The organism is Streptomyces sp. NPDC107546, from assembly GCF_055639175.1.
This window is the reverse complement of the sequence record NZ_JBVKBA010000019.1, coordinates 109,684-128,805: the sequence shown is the minus strand read 5'-3', so window position 1 is coordinate 128,805 and position 19,122 is coordinate 109,684. Positions and strand designations below refer to the sequence as shown.

The window sequence follows — 19,122 nt, the reverse complement described above, 5'->3', positions numbered from 1 at the left end:
GGTGACCGTGAGGGTGAAGATCAGGCCGAGGCGGTGGGGAGGAGTTGTTCGGTCCATATGGACTTGCCGGTGCGGGTGTGGCGGGTGCCCCAGCGCTGGCAGAGTGCGGAGATGAGCTGTAGGCCGCGGCCGCCCTCGTCGGTGGCGGAGGTGTGGCGTATGTGCGGCGTGGTCAGGCTGGCGTCGGAGACCTCGCAGACCAGTGTGCGGCTGCGGAGCATGCGCAGCCGGATGGGTCCGCAGGCATGCCGGACGACGTTCCCGACCAGCTCGCTGACCACGAGTTCGGTGGTCATGAGCAGATCCTCGTCGGCCAGGTCCCAGTCGGCGAGCTGGGCGCGCACCAGGTCGCGGGCCTGGCCCGCTGCCACCGGGTCCTCCGGCAACGGCCACTCGGCGACGTTCTCCGCGTCCAGTGGGTGGGTGCGGGCCAGCAACAGGGCGGCGTCGTCCATCAGCGCGCCCTGGGCGGGGAGGAGAGCGGAGGTGAGGGCGGCGCAGAGGGCGTCAAGGCCGGACGCGTCCGCAGGTGAGGTCGGTATGGCGTTCACGGACTGAAGGAGGAGCTCGGCGAGGCGGCTCATGCCGGTGGTGACATCCCTGTCCTTGCTCTCGACCAGGCCGTCGCTGTACAGGGCGAGCAGGCTGTCGGCGGGCAGTGGGGTCTCGAGGGTTTCGAAGGGCGGAGCGGCCACTCCCAGCGGCGGGTCCGGGGTCATGGACAGGAAGCTGACGGTGCCGTCGGGGTGGGCCACCGCCGGGGGCGGCTGACCGGCGCTGGCGTACGACAGATGCCGGGTCACCGGGTCATATATGCCGTACAGGCAGGTTGCGAACGCATCGGTGCCCAGCTCGCCGACGATGTCGTTGAGGTGACCGAGGATTTCATCGGGCGGAAGCTCCAGTTCCGAGAGGGTGCGGACGGCCGTGCGGAGCCTGCCCATGGTGGCTGCCTCGGCCATGCCGTGGCCCATGACGTCGCCGATCACGAGCGCCACCCGGGCCGCGGAGAGCGGGATGACGTCGTACCAGTCGCCGCCGACGTCGGCTCCCTGCTTGGCCGACTGGTAGCGCGCCGCCGCCGTCACCTCGGGCAACTGGGGCAGTGCCTGCGGCAGCAGGCTGCGCTGGAGGGTACGGGCCCGGGTCGTCGCCTCGTCGTAGAGCCCGGCCCGCTCCAGGGCCTGCGCGATCAGTCCGCTGAGCGCGGTCAGCAGCGTTCGTTCGTCATCGTCCAGCACCCGCGGTCGGCCGAAGCAGATCACCACCGCGCCGATCCCGCGTCCCGACACCGCCAGCGGCAGAAAGGCCCACGCCTGCTTGCCGCCCTCCCGGATCAGGACCTCGGCCCCCGGGTAGCGCTTCAGGAACTCCTCCGGGGAGGAGATGCACAGGGGCGTGCGGGTGCGCAGGGCATCCCCCACCGGGTTCGTGGTGTCCTTCACTGTCCACTGCCCGTCCAGCAGTCGGGTGAAGCGCTCCGTATGGCCTCGGGAGCCGACCACGGTCAGCCGGTCGCCGACCACGCCGAGCATGATGAGTCCGGTGGCCCCGAGGGGTGTCATCACGCTGTCGGCCACTGCCGCCATCACATCCTGAGCCGTGACGGCCTCGGCCAGTTCCCGGGTGATCCGCTGCACCAGGGCCGCCCGCTCCGCGGCCGCCCGCTCCGCGGCGGCCCGCTCGACCTCCCGCAGATGCCGCTCGGTGGTGTCGGTGATGTAGAGCGTGAGGCCTTCCGGCACCGGCACCAGCCGCAGGTGGTACCAGGACGTCCCGTCCGGCCCCGGTACGTCGAATCCGGCCGGCCGGCCCTCGGCCGCCGTGGCCCGGCACCGTTGCTCCAGCCCCGGCACGGCACGTACTGCGGGAATGTTCCAAAGCAGGGATCCGGCCACGTCTCCCGCGGCGCCGAAGAGCCGCTCGGCGGCCTGATTGAGATATCCGATGCGCCAGTCCGTGTCCAGGGAGACGAAGCCGTCGCTCATGTGCCGCAGCGCCCGCCCCACCGACTCGGCGGCGGCGTGCGTTTCGCTGCTGTCCCGGAGGGTGCCGATCACCTTCACCGGCGTTCCGTCCTCGTCCGTGATCGTCCGGGCACGGGCCTCGATCCAGAGGTATGTGCCGTCCTGGCGCCGGACCCGGTACTCGTCCTGGAAGCCGCCGCGCAGCTGGATGCCCGTGTCGAAGCCGGCCACCGCCGCTGGCAGGTCGTCCGGGTGGATCAGCGCTGCCCACGCCTCGATGCCGCCCCTCATCACCTCCGGATCGATGCCGGCCAGCACCTCCTCGACGGGCGGGGCGGAGGTCAGCTCGCCGGTGCGCAGGTCCCAGGTGTACGTGAGGGAGGGCGCCCCGTCCCCGTCCCACGGGGCTGCCTCACGCGGGCCTGGCCCGTTCTCCAGGGCGCGCAGCAGGGTGGGGGACGGATTCAGGATCCCGGAGGACCTGAGTCTCCCGGACATCCAGGTCGCCACCTCGTTCAGAAACGCGCGCTCCGCAGCGCTGGGCTCGGCGCCCGGGGCGACGAGGACGGAGAGAGCGCCGCGTCGTCGGCCACCGCCTGGAATGGGCACGGCCAGGTGACCGATGCCGGCGGGAAGTCGGGAAGGCCACAGGGCGGCGGGGTCCCGGCCCGGCACCGGGTCAGGCGGGGTCAGGTCGGGCTGCCAGGAGATGGTGTCGTTCCGGGCGGCTCGGCTCGGCGGCGCCGCGCCCCGTGCCGGGATGATCAGCCAGGGCCGGGTCATCGACTCCGGCAGGCCGCTCTCGGCGACCAGGTAGAGGATGCCACTCATGCCGCCGCCCGGGAGATGCACCATGCCACCCAGGCCGTGCACCTCGGCCACCGCCTGCTGGAGCGCGGTCAGCAGCACTTCGACGTCGCGCCGGTCCTCGTCCACGGCGTCGAGCAGCCGCATTCGCATGCGGTGTCGCTCCAAGGGCCGTTCGGTCTGTATGGTCCGCAGGCCCTCGGGCGGGTCCAGCGGATGGGGGACGTGGGGTGCGGACGGGCCGGTGCCGTCCGCATGGTCGCCTCTGGTATTCACCACTGCCGACTGTCGCCTCCGCTCACCGCTCGGCTACCCGCTGGGCCGCATGTGATCGGATGCGACTGCAGCGATCTACATGCACCAAACACATCCTAATCGGATTAACTCAGGTGATTTCGTCTCTCCTGGGGAACCCTTCGTATCCGATCAACCGCATGTGGCGTGAGCTCACCCTTCGTTACCACTGAGGCCTTACTCGCGGCTCAGCAGGGAGGCATCCCGTCAGCTCGTTGAACGGCTGAATCGGCGGGATCGAGTCCATTGGGGGCACATGGATCGGGGAACAGCTCGACGAAAAGGATGGTGACGCCGCATGGCAGTCCGCCACCCAAACCGGAGCCCACGACCGGCAGTGGCTCGGCCTCGCCGACCAGGCATGTGCCGACCGTCCCGCCGGCGCGCTCGGCGTCTGCCTGCGCCTGGCCGAGCCGCTGATCAACCAGACCGGCAACGCGGTCTACCAGCAGCTCGTCAACCTGCTGCTGAGCATCCGAGACTGCCACTGTCGCCTGGCCACGCCGGACGAGTTCACCGCGTACGTCACGGCTGCTGAGGGCCGTTGCCGTTACCCAGGCCGCGCATCAGCGCGGCGAGCCCGCCGAAGAACTCTTGGTCGGCCCTCACGTCCTGTGCGTGGTGTGCGGTCTCGGCCGGGCGCGGGAACTCGATCGGCGGCAGCGCGGAGATGGCGACCGTACCCTCGCCCGCCAAAGGTCCCAGGTGCTCCAGCTGGATGGCCCCGATGACGTAGCTCAGGAGGGCCCGCAGCGCGATGACGCGTCGTGCGCCGTCGAAGCCCGTCTCGGCGAGAACGGTGAGTACGGCTTCCGACCAGCGCAGAACCCCGCGGGACCGGTGCCGGTGGGTGACCGTCAGCGGCACGACGGCGGGATGCGCGACGACGGTGTCGCGCAGGCGCCGCACCAGGACCTCGATCCGCTCCTCCCATGGCGCGTCCGAGGGCGGCGGCTCGGTGTCGACGGTTCCGAGCACGGACTCGACGACCAGCAGTTCCAGTGCCTCGCGGTCGGCCACGTAGCGATAGAGCCCCATCGTGCTCATGCGTAGTTCCTTGGCAACCGCGCGCATCGACAGGCCGGCGACTCCGTCGCGGTCCAGCACGGCGAGGGCGGAGGAGGCGAGCTGGTCCGGGGTGAGTGAACGGGGGCGAGGCATAACGGTTGACAGCGTACGGCATACGCCTACGCTGGTAAGCGTATGGTGTACGCCTAAAGGGGAGAGGGATCATGCACACGACTCGGAGGCGCGCGCGGAGAGGAACCTTGGGGCCGGGTGTCGTTGTCGGTGCCCATGACCTCATGGCCGTTTCGGGCGCCCGGATCGCCGTGCCCGACGGCGACCGGCTGACACATCTTCAGTTCCGGCGGTTCGCCGGCTGCCCCATCTGCAACCTGCACCTGCAATCGGTGGTGCGACGACACGCGGAGATCGCTCAAGCGGGAATCCGCGAGATTGTGGTCTTCCACTCGCCCGCAGAGGAACTGCGGGAGCACGTGACCGACCTCCCCTTCGCCGTCATAGCCGACCCCACCAAGCGCCTGTACGCCGAGTTCGGGGTGGAGTCGTCGCCTCGCGCGTTGCTCAGCCCGCGGGCCTGGGCACCGACCGCCCGGGCCGTCCTGCGCAGCACGTGGACGATCCTCCGCGGGCGGGAGCGTCCGCCGGCCCGCAGGCCGCACGGCGGACGGCTCGGCCTTCCCGCCGACTTCCTGATCGCACCCGACGGCCGCATCCTTGCCGCCATGTACGGCGAACACGCCTACGACCAGTGGTCGGTCGACCACCTGCTCGAACTGGCAACCCAGACGTCACCGTCATCAGGACCCCGTCCCGAAGGAGCGTCATGAGCGACGACCCCCGGCCCACCCCGCAGATGGGCCTGGGCAACGAGGACCCCGGCACGGTCATCGACCGCTACCACACCCCGGACATCGAGTGGCACAACGACGGGATACGCCTCGACCGGGACAGGGCGATCGCCCATGCCCGCCCTGCACGGAAGAACGCGATCGCCCTCGACGTGGACGTCCATGACGCTCCTGGTGGCCGGCGACGGCGTCGCGGCCCGGTACACCTTGCACTCCACCATGCGGAAAGGGCGTCGCTTGAGCAACGAGATGTACCTGTTCGGGGAGCCGGTTCCGGACGGGCGGCTGCGCCGCGTCCACGATGAAACGGGTGCTGCGAACTCGACCCGCCCGCAGCCAGGTTGGAACAGGCTCTATGATCCGCTCCGCGCCCGTAAACCAGTGCTCATAGGGGCACTGTACTCGGGCATCTTCGGGAGGGATTCACTTGAGAAAGCCCTCGGGGACACGATTGAGTGCCGCCCTTGCTTCTCTAGGAGCTATTGCTCTGGCGCTGGTCGCCGCATCGCCCGCCGTCGCGGCGAGCGGGACGCCCACGACGCCCACCGAGCTGTTCAACGACTACCAGAGCTGCTCGACCGACGCCGACAAGCCGACATACCTCTGGACCGGCAGCGGCCTGAACGTCGAGGGCATACCGGGTGACACCGACGCCGCCGACAACATCTCCGTCACTGAGGAGTTCCGGGTCTGGCCGGTCAGCGACCCGACCCGGACGACTGTGGTCTCCCGCGACTACGCCACCCTCGGGTTCGAGGCGACGGCCACCCTGCCGGCCGGTGCCTTCGCCGACGGGCAGACCTACGCCTGGCAGGCCCAGACGGTGGCTGGAGGCACGGCCTCGGAGTGGTCGGCGCCGTGCTACGTCACGGTCGACAACACCCGTCCGTCGAACACGCCGACCGTCACCTCGCCGAACTACCCGCAGGGCGAGCGCAACCAGGGTGGAGCACCGGTTCAGTTCACCTTCGGTGCCAATGGCGTCGGCGACGTCGCCGGCTTCGGGTACTCCTGGCAGCAGGTCCTCCCCGTCGCCGGCGTCGCGAACATCGGCAGTTACGGGATTCCGCAGTTCGTGGACCCGTACTCGGACTCCAAATACTTCACGCGTGCCGACACCCTCGGCGGTTCCGCCACGGTGAGTCTGGTCCCGCCGACTGGCTCAGGCCCGATGACCCTGTGGGTGGCGAGCCTGGACCGGGCCTACAACAGGTCCGAGGTGACGAGCTACACCTTCTTCGTCAAGTCGACGGCGCCCACGGTCACCTCGCTCGTCCCGTCGCCGCAATTCGACAAACCGACGCCGTTCAAGCTCAAGCCCGACCCCGGCGTGCAAGCGGCGAGCCCCGTCGTCAGCTACTCCGTGGAGACCTTCGGTGAGCAGGGCCAGCAGACCACCGAGGTCAAGGCGTCGTCGAACGGCACCGCCGAGGTGACGCTCCCGTTGAACGACCCGTATGGAACGTTCTTCCTCGTGTCCAGTAAGAGCGCGGACGGCTGGACCAGCGACGCGTACTGGTGGAGCACCGGGTACGTCGACACCACGCCCACCGTAACCTCGAACGTCTACACCGAGAACGGGACGAGCGGTGGTGTGGGCGTCCCCGGGACCTTCACCCTCTCACCGAAGGTGAAGGGTGTCGCGAGCTACACCTACTCCTTCAACTGGGGTCCGAGCGTCACGGTCAAGGCCGGCGGCCAGGGCGCGGCCCAGATCGACTGGACGCCGAGCGAGAGCGGCTTCTGCGATCTGGAGGTCTACGCAACCACCAAGGACGGCATCCAACTAGCCCTCTACGACTACTACTTCTCCGTCAATTGACGACTGGAGGTGCATCAAGGTGGCCGGGCGGCGCGACCGCGCAACCCGGCCACCTTTCCCTCTCCGGTGAACTCAGGCTGCCTTCAGCTTCACCTGGCCGCTGTGACTCCAGGAGCCGGAAAGGCTGTCACTGTTCGCCCTCGGCGTTGTCACGCAGTCAGACACTCACCCATCCCTCGATGCGAACCATGGACACGGTGGTCGCTGAGGTCTGCTGGGCACATCACACGGTCGCTTGGAGCCGCCGGTGGTTGGCAGGGGCCGCGGTGACACAAACGCATGACTGACGAACGAGAGCTCCGGGCCGCCACTGGTCCGGGGCTCCGGTCTTTCCGGGTGTGTGCGGACGATCGCGTGTGATCACCGGCTGGTTGAGCTCCCGGACGCGGCTGTCTGTGTCATCTCATGACGTTGGTGCAACGGTCACGATCACTGCGCTGTGGGGTGGTTGTAGTCGTTGAGAAAGGGGTTGTGGCGTTCGGTGAGTGGGCCGACGCCGAGATCTTCACGCATGAGCTTGCGCATCTCGGCGGCTGCTTTCCCGCGTGCCTCCCAGCGGGCGCGATCCTCCGGACTACTGACAGCGGTGCCGTCGACGTAGCCGTCGCAGATGCTTCGCAGGCAGTGGAACACGCTGTTGGAGGCCTGGACGACGGGTTGGGGCGCGATGAGCCACATCCGTTCTGATGCGATGGCTATGCCTGAGTCCCGAAAGGCTTCGCGCGGCGCAAGCACCCGCTCGTCGTCGGACGGGTGCTCTCGCTCGGCCAAGGCCCGCAGGGTCTCACCGAGGACCTTCACGGTGGTCGTGTACTGCGTGTAGATGTCGAGCCGCAGCCGAAGAGCCTCTTTGACATGCTCGCGCTTCCACCGATTCCGATCCGCGATGAGAGTGGCGACGATGCCGATCGTGGCCCCGGCCAGGGTGGAGAGCAGTGGCAACCAATCCATGCGGGCCAGCTTGGGCCATCCCAATAACGGCGGCACCAGGTGGGCTAACGGCGGCACCAGGTGGGCTAACGGCGGCACCAGGTGGGCTACGAGGACCTTTCGCCTCCGGAAGGAGCACCGGCCGACGGTCGTGGCTGGGCGAACCTGTGCCGCAAGCGGCGAGACCGCCCGCACGAAATGCCTTCTGACCTGCCGCGAAGCCCTCCAAGATCAACACGCTATTACAACGTGATCACTGGCAAAAGCCTGCTTCCGGCGGCATCCGCCTACACCAGCTCCCGCTTGGTCGGGGCGGGCAACACCAGCGGCCCCAGATCCTTCGGGGCGCGAGCCTGCACGCGCCCCGGGCACTCCACCGCCACGACTTTCCTAGCGAACGCCCTCCAGCGCGGCCACAGCGTCCACGACCCGCGCCGCGCCGTCCTCCTCAGCCATCGCGCGGGACGCCGCCTTCGCCCGCCCTCGCAGGGATCCGCTCTCCACGGCGTGACGGATGGCGTCAGCCAGCCGGGCAGCAGTCAGCTCGGCGAACGGTATCGGGCCGGTAGCCGCGCCCACCCGGGTGAGCCGCCCGGCCCAGAACGGTTGGTCGGCCGTCACCGGGACCGGGACGCTCGGGACACCCGCCCGCAGCGCCGCAGCCGCAGTACCAGCACCGGCGTGGTGGACCACCGCAGCCATGCTTGGTAAGAGGTGTGAGTGCGGGATCTCTCCAACCGTCAGCACGTCGTCCCCGTCGGCCGCCATCCCGGCCCAACCCGACTGCAGGACACCGCGCACCCCCGCACGCCCCAGCGCGTCGACCGCGAGGGCGCCAAGACGCTCGCCCTGCCCCGCCGCCATGCTGCCGAAGCCGATGAACACCGGCGGTGGCCCGGCCTGCAGGAAGTCCTCGACCTCCGCCGGGAGTCGGTAGTCGGCCGCGACGTATGGCCACCAGTTGCCAACCACCCGCAACCCCTCCCGCCAGTCCGCCGGACGCGGCACCAGCGTGGGACTGAACCCGTGCAGGACCGGCCAGTTCGCCCTTTCCTGTGCGCGCCTTCGGGCCGTCTGGGAACACCCCGGCAACCCCAGCCGCGCTCGCAGCCGCCGCGCGGCACCCGTGTGCAGCCGGTCCACCACGCGCTGGCCGAGCGCGCCCGCCGCCCGGTTGCCGAGCCGGCCGAGCGAGCGGGTCGGACCGAGGATCGGCGGGAACTCCCTGGTCGGCACGGTGGGTTGAAGGTAGACCCCGAGGCTCGGTACGTCCATCGCCTCCACCAGATGCCAACCGAGCGGGGCGGTCGTGGTGGCGAGCAGGAGCAGGTCGGCGCCGGGCGCCGCCGCGTCGGCGAGCCCGTCGCCGAGCCGGTCGATGAAGGCGGCGGCTCGTGCCAGCAGTGCCGACCGCCCCGCCTTCGGCTCGGACGGTGCGCCGCGCGGGTCGACCGGCAGCGGACGGAACTCAAGGCCGCTGCAGCCCACCAGTTCGCGGAAGGTCTCCGGCGCTGCCAGCGCGACCTCGTGCCCCGCGTCACGGAGGCGGGCGCCGAGCCCGGTGTACGGGGCGACGTCGCCGTACGAGCCGGCGGCCATGACGAGGATCCTCATCGCGTCACCTCCGGGCCCGTCCCGGTGCGCCGATCGGCGTTGATGCCGATGGCGCTGCGAAGGTACCCCGCAAGGCCGGGGCGCTGCTCGGCCGGGGGCACGACGAGGGCGAAGGCCCGGGCGTCCGCCTCGTAGTCGTCGGCGATCCGGCAGTGCATCTCGGGCGGGCAGGACGTGAACCAGCGGGTGATGTGCTGCCGGTGCTCCTCGGCGAGGTCAAGCACCGCCTGGTGGTCGGCCGGAAGCTCCTCGTCGAAGGCGGCCAGCAATCGCGCGCGCCACGCGGCGGCCTCCGCCATCAGTTGCCGCCAGTCCTCCTTGGTGTGCGTGGCGGCGCGGGCCAGGGACTCCTGGTGGCCCTCCCGCTCGCCCCACTTGAGGTGGGCGTCGGCGGCGTAGCTGAGGTCGAAGACGACGTCCCCGAAAACCTCGAACCGCTCTTGCGGGGTGAGGTCGATCCCGGTCCGCTGGACCTCGATCGCCCGTTCGGCGACGTCCACCAGCTTCTGCAGCCGCGCGATGTGCTCGGTGAGGGCATCACGCCGGGCGAGCAGGTGGTCCAGCGCGTTGGCCTGCGAGTCCGCCAGGATGTCGGCGATCTCGTCGAGCGGGAAGCCGAGTTCCCGGTAGAAGAGAATCTGCTGGAGCTTGGCGAGGTCCGCGCCGTTGTAGAGCCGGTAGCCGGCCGGGCTGCGTTCACTGGGCGACAGCAGACCGGAGAGGTCGTAGTAGTGCAGAGTTCGGATCGTGACCCCGGCGAATCCGGAGACCTGTCCCACCGACCAGCTCATGTGCTCCTCCGTGCATCCGTGCGTTCGCTGTGCCTCACCGTGCGGCCTGACGTGGGGTGAGGGTCAACCAGCTCAGCGGTCCGCTCCGGGCTTCGGAAACCGTCGCCGATCAGGTCTCGCGCTGCGGTGGTAGGCGGTCTCGGGGACGCCGAAGCTCCAGGTGCCTGCTCCTGGCGCTCGCGCTCGCGCGCCCGGTCGGCCCTCGATGCACGCCGGTGGTCGCGGCCGCTCGCCCGGTCCGCGGGCGGGCAGCGCCGCGACCTCTCAGGCCCGAGGATCGAAGTCGGAGCGGCGGCGGCGAGTCCGCCGCCATCGGATCACGACTGCGTCGGGCGCCATGGCCTCCATCGACGCCCCCGACTGCCCTGTGCACGGTGCGGCCAGGAACCGCTCGGCCGCGACCTGCTGGTTGGACCGGCGACGGTGAACAGCGCGCTGCGATGGGCGACGAACGGGTCCTCGGTCATGCCGTCGATGCCACGTCGGACTTCTCCGGGCGCTTGGCCAGGGGAATCTCGCAGGCATCGGAGAAGCCCTGCGACGTGACCCCGTGCGCGTTGTTGTTCCTGGTCGCCATGTTGACGAAGGCGATGTATGCGGTGAGTTCGACCATCGCCGCCGGGCCGAGCCGGTCGAGCAGACTCGCGTACAGCTCGTCGGTGACGGTCGGCGGCGTGTTCGTCATGGCCTCGGCGTACTCGAGGACGTCCCGCTCCAGCGGGGTGAACACCTGCGACTCCCGCCAGCGCGGCACCTGGCTCGCCTTGGCAAGGTCCAGGTTCTCGTTCTGCGCCTGGAAATAGCCGACGTCGAGGCACCAGCTGCAGCCGACCTGTGCCGCGACAGCCATGTGCGCGAACGACTTGAGAGCCGCGTCGGCCGCATCCCACGCGCCCACCTTGGCACCGAACTCCAAGTTGGACGTGGCGACCTCGGGGCTGTGCCACCCCACCTCGACGGGCTCGGGTACAGCACCGAGTTGCTTGACCATGCTTTCGGTGAGTTCGGCGGGAAGCTCCGCCTTCGGAACGCGCAGCGTCATGCTGTCCTCCGGTAGATGTATTTGTCTGTCTGTATGAAGACCTGCAGGAAGCGCGGATGTGACTACCGCTGTTCGGCGGACCGGAGGCCCCGGCTCGCGCCGCGGAGGATCGCCCAGGCGTCCGCGACCGGGCCCATGTGCCGGAGCTTGTCGGGGTTGATGACAGCGCGGATGGCCTGGATCCGGCCGTCGAGGATGTCGAGCGCCCAGGTTCCGAGGACCTTGCCGTCCCGGGCGCGGAGGATCGCGCCGGGCTGGCCGTTGACCTCGTGCAACTCCACGGCGCCGCCGACCCCAGTGAACAGCGGGGCGAAGGCGGCGACCCGGCGGACCACCTCGTCGATGCCGACGGCCCCTTCCCTGCCCCACAACGGGGCCTTGCCCCCGCCGTCGCCGACCATGTGCACGTCAGCGGCGAGAAGTTCCCGCAGCGCGTCGACGTCTCCCTCGCGGAAGGCTTCGAAGAACCGCTCGGCGAGTTCCTCGCGCTCGCGCCGGTCGGCCTCGAACCGGGGTCGGCCCGCGTCCATGTGACGGCGTGCCCGCACGGCGAGTTGCCGACATGCCGCCTCCGACCTCCCCACGGCTGATGCGATCTCCGGAAAGCCGAAGGCGAACACCTCCCGCAGCACGAAGACCGCCCGCTCCAGCGGGCTGAGCCGCTCGAGCAGCAGCAGGGCCGCCATCGACAACGAGTCGGCCAGCTCCGCCGAGCGCTCCGGGTCCTGGTACGGGTCGGCCAGCAACGGCTCGGGGAACCATGGCCCGACGTACTCCTCCCGCCGCACCCGGGCCGAGCGCAGGACGTCGATCGAGACACGGGTGACCACGGCCGAGAGGAACGACTTGGCGGAGGCAGGCTGCGTCGGGGAGGACTCCCAGCGCAGCCAGGTCTCCTGGACCGCGTCCTCGGCCTCGCTCACGCTGCCCAGGATCCGGTAGGCGATCGAGAACAGCAGTGGCCGCAGCTTCTCGAACTCCTCGGTGCGCGTCACGCCAGCTCCTCCTTGAAACCCTGCCGCCACGACGGGTAGCGCAGTTCCCAGCCGAGTTCGCGCTTGGCCTTGGCATTGGAGAAGCCGCGCCCCTCGGTCATCATGAGCACCGCCACCTCACCGGCGAACAGCTTCGCCAGCCACACGGGCACCCGCATCGGCTTCTTCGCGCCGGCGCACGCGGCCAGATACGGCAGCCAGTCGTTCGCCGGGGCCGGCTCGTCGTCGACGATGTTGAAGACGCCCCGCGCCTTCCGCTCCACCGCCAGGACGGTCGCAGTCGCCGCGTCGTCGAGGTGCACCCACGAGCTGTAGCCGGTAGCGCGCCCCACCAGCGGGAACTGCCGCTTGCGGATCAGCTCCACCTGGTCGTCGGTGGCACCCGGCCCGTAGAACCCGCCGTAGCGCAGGACCGCCCCGCCGGCCTTGAGGACCGTCTCCTCGAGGTGGCGGACCGCCGTCATTCCCGGGGCGGCGGAGGTCCCTGACATCGGGTCGATCGGGTCTTCCTCGGTCTTCACCCAGCCGCCTTCGCGGATGCCGTTCCCGTTGGCGTAGCTCTGGGCGACGACGTGGGGGACGCCGGTCGCTTCGGCGGCTGCCAGCAGGTGGTCCGTTCCCTCGGTCCGCAGCCGGTTGGTGGTGGCGAACCAGCGGTCCATGTGCTTGATGTCGGGCTTGCCGGCATGTGCCGGGGAGATGGCGGTCATCTGGTGCACGATCACCTCCGGCCGGGCCTGGGCCACCGCCTCGCCGACCGAAGCCGCGTCCAGGCCGTCCATGACGACTCCTTCCGCGCCCAGCCGCTGCAGTAGCCCCAACTTGGCCGCGCTGGTCGTCGTTGCGGTCACCTGGTGCCCGCGGGCGACGAGTTGTGGAACCAGCCGCCGCCCCAGCACCCCGGTTCCACCTGCCACGAAAACCCGCATAACCATCACCTTCCGCTTCGAACCGCGTATCTCTGCCATCGAAGACGAGACAGCCCCGCTCCCTGTGACATCGGCGGCGAGGAGAGGACGGCGGGCCCGCCACCCTCAGGCACAGCCCCGTCACCTCCAACACCGCCAGCGGCCCCGGCGCGGCGGGCGGCGGGATCTACGACAGCTACGGCCCGGTGACGCCGATCAGCAGCCCCGTCGTCGGAAACCGGCCCGACAACTGCAGCCCTGCCGGCAGTGTCGCCGGCTGCATCGGCTGACCAACCCCGGCCGGCACAGGAACAGGCGCCGGCAGTCCGCACCTCCGGGAGCGGCTGCCGGCGCGGTCGGCCGACGCGGTCGGCCGGTGACGTGAGAAGGACCGCACGGCTTGGGTGAGTTGTGACGCTTACCTGGGCCCGGATCAGCCGCGGAACCTGGCGCAGTCGGTGATGGTGGAGTAGCCCTTCAGGGCTTCGATGAAGAGAGCGAAGGACCCGGAGGGGAAGGTGAGGATGCCGGCGCCCGGGTCTTTGAAGTCGCGGATGGCTATGTGCGTACGGCGGTTGGCGATCTCTACGCATGAGTCGCCGACGCCGGGTCCGGAGTAGGACGACTTCCACCAGGTGTCGGGGGTATCCATGGGGTACCTCACAGCTCCTTCGTCAGCCTGTGGATGAAGTCGCGTGACCGCTCGGGAACGAGCGATGCGGCCTCCACTTTATGAAGGAGCGTTCGAAAAGCGCCGAGCTGGGCTTCGGAGTCGATGAAGGCCGCACCAAAGGCCCAGCCGCACTCCGGGTGCGCTGGTCGGCGGGGGTGCTGAGGATCGGGGCATGGGATGCCGCCCCCGAGCCGCCGGAGCCGCCCGTGCCGCTTGAGCAGGTCATCGACGTGGAGGCAGGGCGAGGGCTGGCGCTGGTCCGGACGTGCGCCGACCTGTGGGGCTGGCAGCCGCTGACGAGAGACGGCAACCGGGGAAAGGTCGTGTGGTGCGAGCTGGCCACCGCGTAAGCCGCTTCGGCAGTGATTGGCAGATGAGTTGCGCTATTCGGATGGCCGACCTGGGCGTTTGCCCGAAGGCCTGAACGCGTCCGCCAATCGCCACTTTCTGCCTCGGAGAACCGCTGTTCGCCGCACCCTCGTACGTGCGAGCGACACGAGCATCATCGGAGTAGGGGTCCGAGTGACCGAGACCGACCGCTTCCGGGCGTCGCTGGAGCGCCGCCCGGGTCCACGTGATCACTGGCAGACGGCTGCCTCGGCGGCACTCTGCATGTCCCCGAAGACCCTGTCCACAGCAAACCGTTGATGACGGGCCTTGGGGCACCTCATACAGGGTGTGTCCCGGCAGGATCCTGACTAGCGCACACGGCTCCGGAGGCCGATTGGACCTGAAGCGTCCCTGCTGGTCAGAGCCGTGTGGCTGTGGCTATGGGCGCGATCGGTCCACGAATGGTCCGTGCGGATCCATCGATCCTCCCCTCTGATGCCGGCCGCCACCTACCGGGGTGAGAGCCGCCGTGATTACGGGCTGCCCCACTTGGATGCCTCCACGGGCGGACGGAAGCGATGTCTTTCGGGGTGGCACCTCTCAAGTGCACAGCGCGGGACTTCCCCCGAAGTCGCGGTGCGCACATACGAGGGCAGCTCCACCTGGCGACTTACCTCTGATCACTGTCACTTATCCGTCAGCGTCTCTCCCACCACCATTGCGCGCCAAATGGACGGCACGCACGCCAGCAGAAGCTGAAGGCGGCGGGCTCTCGTCGAACTCAGCCAGCTCAGCAGTACTCGAGCGGTGAGCGGTTGGCTGAGTTCAAACCTGGGGTCAGACTCCGCGAGCCTGCGCAGCGCCGAGCCCAGACGCTCGGTCGACTCCTGGGAGATGTGGGTGAGGTAGTTCCGGATCTCTCGTAGGACCATGTACTGCAGCACGGTCTCATCCGGGATGGAATCTAGCTCCGCCTGGACTTCCGGCCGCAACCACCCGTCCGTGACACGCGGGTCTCCGTTGCCAAGCCGGTCAAGGTACATGTCAGTGAGAACGGAGTCGATATCGGGAGGATCCTGGGTAAGAGCCACACGGTGCTTGGACTTCAGCGTGGGATCGGCAAGGCGTCGGGAGACCACGGTGTGATCTACGAGCACCGCGGCCCGGATCCAGCTCCTCCGGCGGAACTCAAACTCGGTCATCAAAGGCTTGATGAAGCTCCTTATCGCCTCGGACGTCTCGGTCGCGTGTAGCCCTTCCAGCTCGGCCAGAAAGGCCGTGATCTCTTTCTGGAAGTGGTGCAACGCGAGCGTGCCCACCGGCGCGACGCTACCCCGCAGCCTACGCTGAGCTGCTGGCGCGGCCGAGGCCGAAGCTGCGCGCTTGGCTGCCATCCAGCTCCGGTAGTGAAAGCGAATAGAAGGGGCGGATGGCCACCGTCGCCCGGCGCGCTCCTCCGCCTCAACCCAAGCCCCGTACAACGCGAACGTCGCGGACTGCTGCGTCTCGGCGGCGTACTCCATGAATCTCTTGACGGAGAGCTCGTAGTCCTCTTCCCTGAAGACGAGCAGGCCGCGTGGCCGCCCTCGCTTATCCGGGGTGAGCCCTACGCTCGACTGGGCATCGGCCCAGGACCCCGCCCCGAGGCGTTTCATCACCGTCTGGCTGGTGGGCGGCCAGGGTGCCGCCCCCTGCCTCGACTCGAGCCCCAGCTCCCGGAGTATCGCGACGCGCTGCCGGTTGTAGCGTTGCGCCGAAAGGCCAACAGGCGTTTTCCTTGCGTACTCCCTTGCCGAGCTGACCAGGCATAGCACCGTGGCGACTGTCTCTGGGGCCAACTGCTCACCGCGCAGGGCATCGCTGACTTCGCGCGCCTCGGCCAGGTCAAGATCCTCGATGGCAGTTGCGCGGTCCGCTTTGAGGTCCAGTTCTCGGGCGAGGGCGTACCACAGGGCACTCTCAACGGCGGACACAGGAAAGTTGAATTCTTGGTAGTCCACGTCGAATAGCACGCTAGATGCCGTGATGCTCTGCTTGACCACGGCAGTCGGTACATCGGGGTGCACTAGGTGGAAGCGTTCCTCAACTTCGGAGCGTGGTGTGCCCGCTGCAGCGAACCCCTCAATGGTGCTCCGATGCTGGGCGAGGAACTCGCCGACCTTCTCGTTCAGATCAGCTTCACGGGCTCGTCGCCGAGCCTCCCGGGACACGTCCGCTGTGACCCCGCCGGTACTCTGGAGCACCTGACGGACACGCTCGCTTGAGATCCCGTATTTTCTGCCGATCTCCGTCAGCGTCGCGCCCTCGATGTACATTTTTGCCATCGCGACATCACGCTCAGCGTTCCCCCCACGAACCACTACGTCCCCTCTCTTCCAGACAGCCAAGCCAGATCTTGCCAGTTTCGCTGTGCGCCTGACCAGATGGCGGTCCTGCCGGCGAGGGTCAGACCTGCGCTGTCCCGATACTCTGCCCGACGAGCGAAAGCCGACATTCGGGGATCCTCGTGGACTCCGCCCGCCGTTGCCAGGAGCCACAGGCGAGAAGTGGAACTGCGCAGAAAGCTCTGAGGGCCCGTGTGCACCACTTATACGTGCTGGTCACACGGGTAGAGGCGGCCCCCTGGCGCGCTTTCCATGCCCACCTATAATTCGCGTGGACAGGCTGACGACTGCTGTTGAGTGAGAGCCCTCTCAGACGGCAGCGACGCCAGCCCCCCACAGAGACATCTGTACCGGTTCTGAAGCGTTCGCTGCCTGTGTTCCCGACAATGCTGCTTTGATGCTCTGCCCAATCGCTTGTGCGAGCAAAGGTGGAACCGCATTACCGATTAGTCTGGCACCTTCTTCTCGGTTCCCGAGAAATTCGAAATCATCAGGGAACGACTGAAGACGCGCCCCCTCCCGGAGAGTGATCGATCGGTGTTCCTCCGGATGGCCGAACTTTCCTCGGGTGAAACTGTCGAACCTCGCCGTAATAGTCACAGCCGGTTCATCCCACGACAGTCGGCCATAGGTATCCAGATGACGGTGGTTCCCCTGATGGCAGGCAAGCTGGAGGTGCTTAGGAAGATACTCACGGCCCCCTCCTGGTGGGACATGCTTGATCCGCTCAATGTTGAGCGCGCTCAGCCTAGCTTCTCTGTAGTGGTTCATGAAGGACGGATGAATAGACCCATCTTCGGGCGGCGATGGCAGATCCCGGATGGCGTCTCCAACCGTCCGCGGGGGCTCCGTCCTTGGTGCTGGCCAGGAAAAATCGGTGCCTGCAGGAAGCCCTACTAGGAAAGCCCTTCGACGCCTTTGGGGGACACCATAATTTGCCGCATCGAGAATCGCTGCGTGAACTTGGAAACCTAGATCTTGAGCCGCCTCTTCGACTGCTCGCAAAAGGTGTTTCCCGCGCACGCTCTGGATGGCAGCAACATTTTCCATGAGAAACGCCCGAGGGCGCATCTCGTCGAGCCAATCGAGATACCGAAGAACAAGGAGATTCCTAGGGTCTTCCCGTGCCCCTCTACGCTGAAGTGAGAACCCCTGACATGGGGGGCCGCCAGCCAGCAAGTCGACTTCGCCGCGCTTGAGCCCAGCAAGCTCAAGGAGCTGGTCCCCGCTGGTTGTGGCGGCGTCAAGCATTTCCGCACGACATGAAAGGTTTTTGCGATGCGTATCTACGGCGACTTGGCTGTTGTCGAAAGCCAATTTGACCGAATACCCAGCTCGGGTGAGACCCAGGCTGAGTCCACCGGCGCCTGCGAACGCGTCAATTGCAGTGAGCGTCACTGGACCAGCAACCCTCCGCGCCTGCGGATGCCGGGAATCAGTACGGAGAAGCTGCTGCCAACAGGCTTGTCAGCCACTTCAAAGAGTCCGACTTCACATTCCACTGGTGGCATGCCGGCTGCAATGTGCTCACCAAAAGCTTGAGCGGCTAGCGGGGGCACCGCGTTTCCGATCTGCTTGTAACGGTCGTCAAAAGGGCCCTTGAACTGCCATGTCGCGGGAAACGTCTGAAGTAGCCCGGCTTCTCTCGCTGTCAGACCGCGGTCTTGTTCTGGGTGAGCGAAGCGTCCGCAGCTAGGAGTCCGGCATCGAGCAGTGATGGTAGGTGCGGGACCGGACCAGGGCAGACGCCCATATACATCTGTGTAGCCACCGTAGGAGCCGCGTGTGCGGTCCAAGCACTCCGGGCCGACTCCCGCCGGACGTGAGCCGCCGTCATGGGGGACCTGCTTCAGGATTTCGATCGTCGACGGTCGATGACGCGACGTGACGTGCATCGGGTCATCTGGGTTAGATTCGCCGCTGGCAATAGGTGGGAGCTGGCCAATCCACTCTTTGACAGTAGCGAAAGTCTCTGGCGTGTTGCGTACGGCAGGAAACGTGGGCATTTGATGCAAGGACGCCAGAACCACAGTGCGGAATCGCTCCTGCGGCACACCAAGCTGCGCCATGTTCATGATTCGGGCTCGAACGTTGTAGCCGGCGTCCTGCAACTTTGAGCGAAACTCGTCGAACAAGTCCCACGAGCGGGCCGACACTAGGTCAGCGACGTTCTCGACCATGACGACATCCGGCTTGAGCGTGACGGCCAAATCACCAAATACGCTGAAGAGTTGGTTTCGGCCTTTGCGGTCACCACGGGTCTTGACATGGGAAGAGAAGCCCTGGCAAGGCGGTCCCCCTGCAAGCAGGAACTGCCGGGCACCGACCGCGTCACGGATTTGGGCGGCCCATGCACGCCGGGCGGTTGCGTCTTGCAGCGTCAGCAGGTCCAACTGCTCGGGCGTGTGACCGAGGTTGGCAGCGTAAGTGGCGTTCGCCCACTCATCGTTGTCGGCAGCGTAAATCGCCTCGTACTGGCCCGTTGCTGCCAAGCCGGCCGACATGCCGCCGCAACCGCTGAAGAGGTCAGCGTACGCCCAACCGGGCTCACCCTTGTCCATGCGATAGATCCTAGAAGCTCGGACTGACAGCGTGGTCTCTAGCGCACCCATCCACGGTGATCAGACTCTGGCGGTGCGCCCGTACAGCCATGGGGACATGACAGTGTGTTGTGAACACAGCATGCCTCAC

The 19,122-nt window shown here is 67.8% G+C and carries 16 protein-coding genes and 2 pseudogenes; 4 read left to right on the top strand and 14 right to left on the bottom strand.

Translation table 11 applies throughout. The features are described from left to right. Positions 1 to 20: 20 nt before the first annotated feature. From ACZ7L1_RS26100 to ACZ7L1_RS26090, 3 genes are all read right to left on the bottom strand, one after another. The gene (locus tag ACZ7L1_RS26100) at positions 21 to 2,927 is read right to left on the bottom strand and encodes a SpoIIE family protein phosphatase (RefSeq protein WP_471440435.1); all 2,907 of its coding nucleotides are present in this window, start codon (positions 2,925 to 2,927) and stop codon (positions 21 to 23) included. Between the two features lie 329 nt (positions 2,928 to 3,256). Continuing rightward, on the bottom strand, positions 3,257 to 3,556 hold the full coding sequence (locus ACZ7L1_RS26095) for a hypothetical protein (RefSeq protein ID WP_471440434.1): 300 nt from the start codon (positions 3,554 to 3,556) through the stop codon (positions 3,257 to 3,259). Between the two features lie 37 nt (positions 3,557 to 3,593). Beyond that, positions 3,594 to 4,229, bottom strand: coding sequence for a TetR/AcrR family transcriptional regulator (locus ACZ7L1_RS26090; protein WP_471440433.1), 636 nt, complete (start codon positions 4,227 to 4,229; stop codon positions 3,594 to 3,596). Positions 4,230 to 4,372: 143 nt separating this feature from the next. Here ACZ7L1_RS26090 and ACZ7L1_RS26085 point away from each other — a divergent pair, with 143 nt between their 5' ends. From ACZ7L1_RS26085 to ACZ7L1_RS26075, 3 genes are all read left to right on the top strand, one after another. Next, complete coding sequence (locus tag ACZ7L1_RS26085; RefSeq protein WP_471440432.1) at positions 4,373 to 4,921, top strand: peroxiredoxin-like family protein; 549 nt, start codon at positions 4,373 to 4,375, stop codon at positions 4,919 to 4,921. Continuing rightward, positions 4,918 to 5,247, top strand: coding sequence for a hypothetical protein (locus tag ACZ7L1_RS26080; protein ID WP_471440431.1), 330 nt, complete (start codon positions 4,918 to 4,920; stop codon positions 5,245 to 5,247). Before ACZ7L1_RS26085 ends, ACZ7L1_RS26080 begins: the two co-directional genes overlap by 4 nt. Positions 5,248 to 5,393: 146 nt before the next feature. Then, a complete protein-coding gene (locus tag ACZ7L1_RS26075; protein WP_471440430.1) occupies positions 5,394 to 6,764 on the top strand; it encodes a hypothetical protein in 1,371 nt (456 codons plus the stop codon). Between the two features lie 429 nt (positions 6,765 to 7,193). Here ACZ7L1_RS26075 and ACZ7L1_RS26070 read toward each other — a convergent pair whose 3' ends face one another. The 8 genes and pseudogenes from ACZ7L1_RS26070 to ACZ7L1_RS26035 form a co-directional block, all read right to left on the bottom strand. Further along, entirely contained in the window at positions 7,194 to 7,715 is a 522-nt protein-coding gene (locus tag ACZ7L1_RS26070; RefSeq protein ID WP_471440429.1) for a hypothetical protein, read from the bottom strand. A 369-nt stretch (positions 7,716 to 8,084) separates the two neighbouring features. Beyond that, positions 8,085 to 9,308, bottom strand: a complete 1,224-nt coding sequence (locus ACZ7L1_RS26065; RefSeq protein WP_471440428.1) for a glycosyltransferase — start codon at positions 9,306 to 9,308, stop codon at positions 8,085 to 8,087. Next, the gene (locus ACZ7L1_RS26060; RefSeq protein WP_471440427.1) at positions 9,305 to 10,099 is read right to left on the bottom strand and encodes a MerR family transcriptional regulator; all 795 of its coding nucleotides are present in this window, start codon (positions 10,097 to 10,099) and stop codon (positions 9,305 to 9,307) included. The genes ACZ7L1_RS26065 and ACZ7L1_RS26060 overlap by 4 nt, the downstream gene beginning before the upstream one ends. A 463-nt stretch (positions 10,100 to 10,562) precedes the next feature. Further along, positions 10,563 to 11,141, bottom strand: coding sequence for a carboxymuconolactone decarboxylase family protein (locus ACZ7L1_RS26055; protein WP_471440426.1), 579 nt, complete (start codon positions 11,139 to 11,141; stop codon positions 10,563 to 10,565). A 62-nt stretch (positions 11,142 to 11,203) separates the two neighbouring features. After that, positions 11,204 to 12,136 (bottom strand): RNA polymerase sigma-70 factor, encoded by a 933-nt coding sequence (locus ACZ7L1_RS26050; protein WP_471440425.1) that lies wholly within the window; start codon positions 12,134 to 12,136, stop codon positions 11,204 to 11,206. Further along, positions 12,133 to 13,071: an NAD-dependent epimerase/dehydratase family protein gene (locus ACZ7L1_RS26045; protein ID WP_471440424.1), complete on the bottom strand. Its 939-nt coding sequence runs from the start codon at positions 13,069 to 13,071 to the stop codon at positions 12,133 to 12,135. The genes ACZ7L1_RS26050 and ACZ7L1_RS26045 overlap by 4 nt, the downstream gene beginning before the upstream one ends. A 406-nt stretch (positions 13,072 to 13,477) precedes the next feature. Next, entirely contained in the window at positions 13,478 to 13,696 is a 219-nt protein-coding gene (locus ACZ7L1_RS26040) for a DUF397 domain-containing protein (RefSeq protein ID WP_471440423.1), read from the bottom strand. Positions 13,697 to 13,704: 8 nt separating this feature from the next. Then, positions 13,705 to 13,833 (bottom strand): annotated as a pseudogene (locus ACZ7L1_RS26035) (transcriptional regulator); the annotation flags it as partial. Between ACZ7L1_RS26035 and ACZ7L1_RS26030 the strand changes: the two are divergent. Further along, positions 13,831 to 14,067, top strand: a pseudogene (locus ACZ7L1_RS26030) (ATP-binding protein); the annotation flags it as partial. The pseudogenes ACZ7L1_RS26035 and ACZ7L1_RS26030 overlap by 3 nt on opposite strands. A gap of 666 nt (positions 14,068 to 14,733) precedes the next feature. Here the strand turns inward: ACZ7L1_RS26030 and ACZ7L1_RS26025 are convergent. The 3 genes from ACZ7L1_RS26025 to ACZ7L1_RS26015 all read right to left on the bottom strand — a co-directional run bounded on the left by ACZ7L1_RS26025 (position 14,734) and on the right by ACZ7L1_RS26015 (position 18,992). Continuing rightward, the gene (locus tag ACZ7L1_RS26025) at positions 14,734 to 16,434 is read right to left on the bottom strand and encodes a sigma factor-like helix-turn-helix DNA-binding protein (RefSeq protein WP_471440422.1); all 1,701 of its coding nucleotides are present in this window, start codon (positions 16,432 to 16,434) and stop codon (positions 14,734 to 14,736) included. 306 nt (positions 16,435 to 16,740) lie between these two features. Continuing rightward, positions 16,741 to 17,829 (bottom strand): DNA cytosine methyltransferase, encoded by a 1,089-nt coding sequence (locus ACZ7L1_RS26020; protein ID WP_471440421.1) that lies wholly within the window; start codon positions 17,827 to 17,829, stop codon positions 16,741 to 16,743. Continuing rightward, on the bottom strand, positions 17,826 to 18,992 hold the full coding sequence (locus ACZ7L1_RS26015) for a DNA cytosine methyltransferase (RefSeq protein ID WP_471440420.1): 1,167 nt from the start codon (positions 18,990 to 18,992) through the stop codon (positions 17,826 to 17,828). The genes ACZ7L1_RS26020 and ACZ7L1_RS26015 overlap by 4 nt, the downstream gene beginning before the upstream one ends. Between the last annotated feature and the right edge of the window lie 130 nt (positions 18,993 to 19,122).

Coding starts and splice junctions, on each gene's coding strand:
- ACZ7L1_RS26100 (WP_471440435.1), bottom strand. CDS start 2,927: ATGCGAATGCGGCTGCTCGACGCCGTGGACGAGGACCGGCGCGACGTC.
- ACZ7L1_RS26090 (WP_471440433.1), bottom strand. CDS start 4,229: ATGCCTCGCCCCCGTTCACTCACCCCGGACCAGCTCGCCTCCTCCGCC.
- ACZ7L1_RS26085 (WP_471440432.1), top strand. CDS start 4,373: ATGGCCGTTTCGGGCGCCCGGATCGCCGTGCCCGACGGCGACCGGCTG.
- ACZ7L1_RS26080 (WP_471440431.1), top strand. CDS start 4,918: ATGAGCGACGACCCCCGGCCCACCCCGCAGATGGGCCTGGGCAACGAG.
- ACZ7L1_RS26070 (WP_471440429.1), bottom strand. CDS start 7,715: ATGGATTGGTTGCCACTGCTCTCCACCCTGGCCGGGGCCACGATCGGC.
- ACZ7L1_RS26065 (WP_471440428.1), bottom strand. CDS start 9,308: ATGAGGATCCTCGTCATGGCCGCCGGCTCGTACGGCGACGTCGCCCCG.
- ACZ7L1_RS26060 (WP_471440427.1), bottom strand. CDS start 10,099: ATGAGCTGGTCGGTGGGACAGGTCTCCGGATTCGCCGGGGTCACGATC.
- ACZ7L1_RS26055 (WP_471440426.1), bottom strand. CDS start 11,141: ATGACGCTGCGCGTTCCGAAGGCGGAGCTTCCCGCCGAACTCACCGAA.
- ACZ7L1_RS26045 (WP_471440424.1), bottom strand. CDS start 13,071: ATGGTTATGCGGGTTTTCGTGGCAGGTGGAACCGGGGTGCTGGGGCGG.
- ACZ7L1_RS26040 (WP_471440423.1), bottom strand. CDS start 13,696: ATGGATACCCCCGACACCTGGTGGAAGTCGTCCTACTCCGGACCCGGC.
- ACZ7L1_RS26015 (WP_471440420.1), bottom strand. CDS start 18,992: ATGGACAAGGGTGAGCCCGGTTGGGCGTACGCTGACCTCTTCAGCGGT.